5 protein-coding genes and 1 pseudogene are annotated in these 4,136 nt (G+C 38.7%); all 6 read left to right on the forward strand.

Annotated features, from left to right (window positions below):
• Window positions 1-129 precede the first annotated feature (129 nt).
• Window positions 130-765 carry a histidine phosphatase family protein gene (locus tag JET16_RS29605; protein ID WP_199624825.1) on the forward strand — a complete coding sequence of 212 codons (636 nt, stop codon included), beginning with the start codon at window positions 130-132 and terminating at the stop codon, window positions 763-765.
• A 223-nt stretch (window positions 766-988) separates the two neighbouring features.
• Window positions 989-1,444: a hypothetical protein gene (locus tag JET16_RS29610; RefSeq protein WP_199624827.1), complete on the forward strand. Its 456-nt coding sequence runs from the start codon at window positions 989-991 to the stop codon at window positions 1,442-1,444.
• A 228-nt stretch (window positions 1,445-1,672) separates the two neighbouring features.
• Window positions 1,673-2,257 carry a hypothetical protein gene (locus tag JET16_RS29615; protein ID WP_199624829.1) on the forward strand — a complete coding sequence of 195 codons (585 nt, stop codon included), beginning with the start codon at window positions 1,673-1,675 and terminating at the stop codon, window positions 2,255-2,257.
• Window positions 2,258-2,377: 120 nt separating this feature from the next.
• Window positions 2,378-2,788, forward strand: coding sequence for a hypothetical protein (locus tag JET16_RS29620; protein WP_199624831.1), 411 nt, complete (start codon window positions 2,378-2,380; stop codon window positions 2,786-2,788).
• On the forward strand, window positions 2,740-3,162 hold the full coding sequence (locus JET16_RS29625; protein WP_199624833.1) for a hypothetical protein: 423 nt from the start codon (window positions 2,740-2,742) through the stop codon (window positions 3,160-3,162). The genes JET16_RS29620 and JET16_RS29625 overlap by 49 nt, the downstream gene beginning before the upstream one ends.
• A gap of 204 nt (window positions 3,163-3,366) precedes the next feature.
• Window positions 3,367-3,891 (forward strand): annotated as a pseudogene (locus tag JET16_RS29630) (phosphotransferase-like protein).
• The last annotated feature ends 245 nt before the right edge of the window (window positions 3,892-4,136 follow it).

The raw sequence follows: 4,136 nt of genomic DNA on the forward strand, positions 1-4,136 counted from the left end.
GCCCTCGGTCCGCAGAGGTATCTCGAGGAAGTGGATTCAGCCCTTAAGTCGGTGAGGGTTCGTGAATGCAAGAGACGTTATGCGAAAACCCTGAAGATTATAATTTTATACATATTCCGGAGGATTCGAATGTCTGATAACACAATTATTTACCTAGTAAGACATGGACAAACAGAATGGAACGTTCAACATAGGTTTCAGGGTCATATGGACTCCCCTCTAACAGAATTTGGTATTAGTCAAGCACAATGGTTAGGAGATGCACTTAGTGAAAATCAAATTGATCTTATTTTTTCAAGCACAAGTTTAAGAGCTTTGAAAACTGCGGAAATAATAAGAAGAGATAGGGAAGTTAGTATTACTAAATGTGATGATTTTAAAGAGATAAATCTAGGAGTCTGGGAAGGCCAGACACAGGAGACAGTAAAGGCAACATTTGAGGTACAATTTAATAACTTTTGGAATAACCCAAGGGAATTTCATGTTGAAAATAGTGAAACGTTTATTGATGTACGAAATCGCGCTTTGAATAAGTTATTAGATATCGTGAAATCCAGTACTGGCAAAAGCATTTTAATAGTTACGCATACTGTTGTTGTAAAATTACTTATGGCGTACTTCGAAAAGAGAATTATTAAAGATTTATGGAACCCCCCTTACATTCACCCAGCTTGTTTATGCAAGGTTGAGATTAATAATGAAATCCCTTCAATTTTACTCCATGGAGATATTAGCCACTACAAGGAAGAACATAACACATTTTGAAAGTTAAACAGCGGGTCATCGCATAACACCGCATTCACGCATCGGGGCTGTCGCCCCTCGGTCCGCCAGAGGCATTTTCGAGGAAGTGGATTCAGCGGACAACCCTGCACCGACTAAGCGCATCGCGCCCGGCCCTACGGGCCTTAAGTCGGTGAGGGTTCGTGAATGCAAGAGACGTTAGAAGAAATAGTTGCAATAAAACAAAAAACTACAAGGTGATTTAATGAATCCTAAATTAGCGGCAAAGATTAGTAAAATCCTGCACTTAACAGCTAAGGTCGTCTATTTTTTACCCGGGATAGAAATGCCAAGGGATATTTATATCCAGTTATCGCGAGAGATATCAGGATCGAAAAGAGAGATTGAAGAGAAGATTGAAGAAGCTTTTAGTTCACTAAATAAGACATCTGAGCTTCTCCACGAACTTGAGATGACACTTAGGGAAAGAACTGAGAAGTTGTCTATATTAAAAGATGATTACCAAAGGTATTCTGAACTTGCATTAATTGAACAGAATAAAGCAGAAGCAATAATGCGACAAATAAGCTTTACAGTAGATAGTGGTAAAAATAGGGAGAGGATTGTCGGATTTATTATAAACATTGTAGCAGGATTAATACTCTTTATATTGGGCATTTGGCTGGGTCCTTTCTTAACAAAAATCTTTTTTGGAAGCTAAGTCAGGAAGGCAACTACTTCTTCTAACACCGCATTCACGCATTGGGCAGCTACGCTGCCCTCGGTCCGGGAGGAGCATTTTCGACGAAGAGTAATCAGCGGACAACCCCTTACGGGGTTCGTGAATGCAAGAGACGTTATCTGAAATCAATGCAAATATTAAACCACAGAAGTAATCTGATTGATCTTAGTATGTAAAATTGCAAGAGATAAAGAGGCGAGAAATATTATGTATGTATCGAATTTATTGAACTGGTTTGAGGTCTTAGATTATGGTGATCTTGCAACATGGTTTGGTGGAATCATAACAGCGGGGACGTTGATAGTTGCTTTAACACAAATATTCAGAGAAAAAGAACGAAGAATTGCTGATGAAAAACAGAAATATAATGATTCGATAAAAGAACAGGCTTCACAAATTACATGTTGGAAACATAGTGAAGATGATGAAAGTTATGAAATCATTATCATCAACAATTCAAACGTTTGTGCGTATGAGTGTATTGTTACTCCGGTAGCGCTTAAAGGAGCTGCTCCAAGAGACGCACGTGAGTTTGGAAGTTCAATTGATAACAATAGGGGGTTTATTTTGGTCGTTCCACCCGGAAAGTGGTCAATATTTACCCCACACCCTGGTGATGCAATGGGGGTGCGATTTGGAATTGAAATAGGGTTCACAGATTCAAGTGGATTACATTGGGTTCGTAAAGGGAACGGGAAATTAGAACAGATAGATCAGCCTGCTATTGAATATTATGAAATCCCGCAGCCTGTTGATTGGCAAACACCGAAAGAAAGATTAATTGATAGATGATTCGATGAGGGCATTGACTTCATATAACACTGCATTCACGCTTCGGGCCTAACGGCCCTCGGTCCGCGGAAGCATTTTCGGGGAAGCTGGAGCCGCGGACAACCCCTACGGGGTTCGTGAATGCAAGAAACGTTATGGGAAAGACCTGCAAAGAGAGGGAGAAGTATTATTAATATATTTATTACCCTTTTAGAAGAAATAGATGATCTTGAAAGAACATGGATAGAATCCAAATCAATTCATCTGGCTAGATTTGCCTCATTGGCATGTATTGGATTACTTGTATATTTGTTAACTTTTTTAATCCCTTTAATAGTTGGAGATATACTATACCGAATTATCAATACTAGTGGAGAGTTTAAATACTTATGGGCAATTTCACTTCTTCTTTTGCTCCCTTTATCTCTCCCATTAATCGTTAATTGGTCAAACAGAAAGTTTGTATATTCAACTGTTTTTGTTGACTTTTTCCAAGGACCGTCATGGAAGTTGTTGTTTTCATTCTATATATTATTGGAAATACGTTTTTAACTTTATTTGCCGTAGCAAACTTCGTAAATGAAGAACAACTAATATCAATAATTGAAGCCAATAAAACTTCTTCATTTTCTATCGTGATAATTATTCATACTGTGATTTACGTGTCTATTCGTGTTCTATTATTACAAGACAAGACTATTGAACAAAAGCTTATCAAAAGTGTAAGGGAGTTCAGGTTGTGGCTTTTAGTATTTTTAATTACCGTTGCTTATATGATATTTAAACTCGCTGTTTCTTTTACCTCAGTAGATGCTTTTTATTTAATCGGTGCGATCCTAGTTGCAAATGTAAGGTTACTGAGCAGTTATAAAGAGTTACGTAAGAATATAGTTGAGTTTAAAGAAACTGTTGCTGCCCTGCACTAATAGTGTGAGTAACTCGATGATGGCATGTCCATCCCATAACACCGCATTCACGCTTCGGGCTGACGCCCTCGGTCCGCAGAAGGATCACCTCATTCATTGTCATTAGGCTTCTTCGATTACTCTTGAAAACCGGGGGTTTCGGATAACGTCTCTCGATTCACGAACCCCATAAGGGGTTGTCCGCAGCTCCCGCTTCTCGAACACATGAATAAAGGAAAGATTATTTTTTAAAACGGAGTAACTAGTTCAGGTAAAACTTCAATAGTAGAGGCTATGCAATCTTATTCAGACCCATTTTTTTATGTGGTTGCCAATGATCTTTTTGAACAAATGATCGGTGAAAGATTTCTGAAAGAAGATTATTGGAGATATCTAAGTGAAGTAATTATTATGATGTATCAGACAGCAAAGGTTTTTTCTGATAACGGCAAGAATGTTTTAATTGACGGGATATTTGTTGAAAGACCTGAACTGAAACCGCATTATGAAAAGGTAAAGGATCTTTTTAATGAGTATCCATTTGAAATAGTTGAGGTGTACTGTCCATTAGATATATGTCGAAAACGTAATATAGAACGTGGTGATAGAGCAGAAGATCAGTCGGAATGGCAAAGTAAGATAATGGCCAAGAACATTAGCTATAGTTGCTCAGTTAATACTAGTTTAAACACATCAGAAGAATGTGCGGAAATAATAATTAAAACCTTATTTGGAAAATTTAAAAAGTGAGTCTAAAGAAATTGATATTGATAGTAGTTCAGTGAAGTCGGGGACATCGGATAACACCACATTCACGCATCGGGGCTATCGCCCCTCGGTCCGCAAGAGGCATTTTCGATGAAGTGGATTCAGCGGACAACCCCGCACCGACTAACTGCGCAAGCGCAGCCGGCCTTCGGCCTTAAGTCGGTGGGGGTTCGTGAATGCAAGAACGTTATCAGAAATCAGCGAAACAGATCTTGTCATAACCAAGG

The organism is Paenibacillus alkalitolerans (genome assembly GCF_016482785.1).
GTDB lineage: Bacteria > Bacillota > Bacilli > Paenibacillales > YIM-B00363 > Paenibacillus_AE > Paenibacillus_AE alkalitolerans.